This window comes from Sphingomonas sp. (assembly GCF_019749955.1).
GTDB lineage: Bacteria > Pseudomonadota > Alphaproteobacteria > Sphingomonadales > Sphingomonadaceae > Sphingomonas.
Genome location: NZ_JAIEPC010000093.1, coordinates 1 through 1,903 on the forward strand (window position 1 = coordinate 1; position 1,903 = coordinate 1,903).

3 protein-coding genes are annotated in these 1,903 nt (G+C 66.7%); all 3 read right to left on the reverse strand.

What is annotated here, in order from left to right; all coding sequences use genetic code 11:
• Positions 1-113: 113 nt before the first annotated feature.
• From K2W81_RS14480 to gluQRS, 3 genes are read right to left on the reverse strand one after another with little or no spacing between them, the layout of a single operon-like run.
• Positions 114-683 carry a cob(I)yrinic acid a,c-diamide adenosyltransferase gene (locus tag K2W81_RS14480; protein ID WP_294105560.1) on the reverse strand — a complete coding sequence of 190 codons (570 nt, stop codon included), beginning with the start codon at positions 681-683 and terminating at the stop codon, positions 114-116.
• A 13-nt stretch (positions 684-696) separates the two neighbouring features.
• A complete protein-coding gene (locus K2W81_RS14485) occupies positions 697-927 on the reverse strand; it encodes a twin transmembrane helix small protein (protein WP_294105562.1) in 231 nt (76 codons plus the stop codon).
• Between the two features lie 6 nt (positions 928-933).
• Entirely contained in the window at positions 934-1,842 is a 909-nt protein-coding gene (gene gluQRS, locus K2W81_RS14490; RefSeq protein WP_294105565.1) for a tRNA glutamyl-Q(34) synthetase GluQRS, read from the reverse strand.
• Between the last annotated feature and the right edge of the window lie 61 nt (positions 1,843-1,903).

The window sequence follows — 1,903 nt, forward strand, 5'->3', positions numbered from 1 at the left end:
TGCGTGTCGGACCGGAGCGCAGGAGTTGCCGCCATTGTCGTCGTTCCATCTGTGCGAGGGCGACAAGGTCGACCGCCGGCTTCAATCAAACCTACGCCAATGCGACGCGCGGGTTAGCGCGACGCCCCCGGCACCCACAAAACATCGCCACCAGCCTTTTGGTTCACATGGCGCGCGGCGACGAAGAGATAATCCGACAAGCGATTGAGATAAGCAAGCGCGGCGGGGTTGATCGCCGCATCATGCGCCGCTGCCACGGTCGCGCGTTCGGCGCGGCGCACGATCGCGCGGGCGAGGTGGAGCGCAGCGGCGCCCGGCGTCCCGCCCGGCAGGATGAAGCTGGTGAGCGGCGGCATCGCGTCGTTCATCGCGTCGATCCCGGTCTCGAGCCGCTCGACCTGGCTGGCGACGACGCGCAGCACCATGTCGGAGGGCGCGAAATCCTCGCCCGGAGTCGCCAGATCCGCGCCGAGATCGAAAAGATCATTCTGGATGCGCGTCAGGTCGGCGGCGAGCGGCTCGTCACCGAGCGCCTCTATCGCGACGCCGATCGCCGAATTGGCCTCGTCGACGTCGCCGATCGCGATTAGCCGCGACGAATCCTTGCCCACGCGCGATCCATCGACAAGGCCGGTCATACCCTCGTCGCCGGTGCGGGTGTAGATGCGGTTCAGCTTGACCATCAGGGCGTCCCAATCAGCCGGTGCGGCCCGTCGCGAGCAGGATCACCACGACGATCAGGATCGCCATCGCCTGAAAGAAAATGCGCGCCTGCATCATCTTGTTCGATTTCATGCCGGCGACGCTCGGGCCGGTGCCTTTCAGATCGGCCTCGGTCGCCTGAAGAAAAGTGATGATGCCACGCACGAGCGCGACGAGCGTCGCGATCATCGCGGCAATGAGCAGAATCCAGAGGAAGACGGTCATGAATGCTTATCTAGGCGCTGCGCCGGACAATGCCAATGGTGGGCCAAGGGCCATATCGGTGCGCAATTTCGCCGCCAGCGTGCGGCCATTCTCGCCCGCCAGCCGCCGCGCGCTGAGTGTCGGGGCGCCGTCGCGCTTGGCGAGCCGTTTGCCCTCGGCGTCGGTCATCAACGCGTGGTGATGATAGATCGGCGTCGGCAGGCACAGCAGCGCCTGCAACAACCGGTGGACATGGGTCGCGGCAAACAGATCGGCGCCGCGGATGACATGCGTCACCCCTTGCGCGGCATCATCCACCGTGACGGCGAGGTGATAGCTCGCAGGGGCATCTTTTCGCGCGAGTACGACATCGCCCGCGCTCGCCGGATTGGCGGCCATCGTCCCGGCGATCTCGTCGTCCCACGCAAGCGGCCCGACCCGCGCGACCGCCGCAGCCATGTCGAGCCGCCACGCATGCGGCTCGGCGAGCCGCGCGGTTCGGGTTGCCGGATCGAGCGCGCGGCAGATCCCCGGATAGACCGGCCCGTCGGGGCCATGCGGCGCGCTGACGCTGGCAGCGATATCGGCGCGGGTGCAGAAACAGGGGTAAAGCAGCCCCATCGCGGTCAGCCGACCGAGCGCGACGCGGTAATGATCGAGCCGCGCCGACTGAAAGCTCAGATCGTCCCACGCCAGCCCCAGCCAGCTCAGGTCAGCGAGAATGCCTGCGACATGTTCGGGCCGACTGCGGTTGCCGTCGATATCCTCGATCCGCAGCAGAAACCGCCCTCCGACGGCGCGGGCGCGGTCATGCGCGAGGATCGCCGACCAGGCGTGTCCCAAGTGCAGCCCGCCGGTCGGGCTGGGGGCAAAGCGCGTAATCATGCCCGATCCGTCGCGCGCGCGATTCGGATTGCCGTATTGCAAGCTGGCCATTGACCACGAGTCGCGCGATCTGTCATCATGCCGTCATCCTAGTCGGCGAAAGGCGGCTACG

Bases quoted from the DNA above. Each gene is read 5' to 3' on its own strand.
- K2W81_RS14480 (WP_294105560.1), bottom strand. From the start codon at position 683: ATGGTCAAGCTGAACCGCATCTACACCCGCACCGGCGACGAGGGTATG.
- gluQRS (WP_294105565.1), bottom strand. From the start codon at position 1,842: ATGGCCAGCTTGCAATACGGCAATCCGAATCGCGCGCGCGACGGATCG.
- K2W81_RS14485 (WP_294105562.1), bottom strand. From the start codon at position 927: ATGACCGTCTTCCTCTGGATTCTGCTCATTGCCGCGATGATCGCGACG.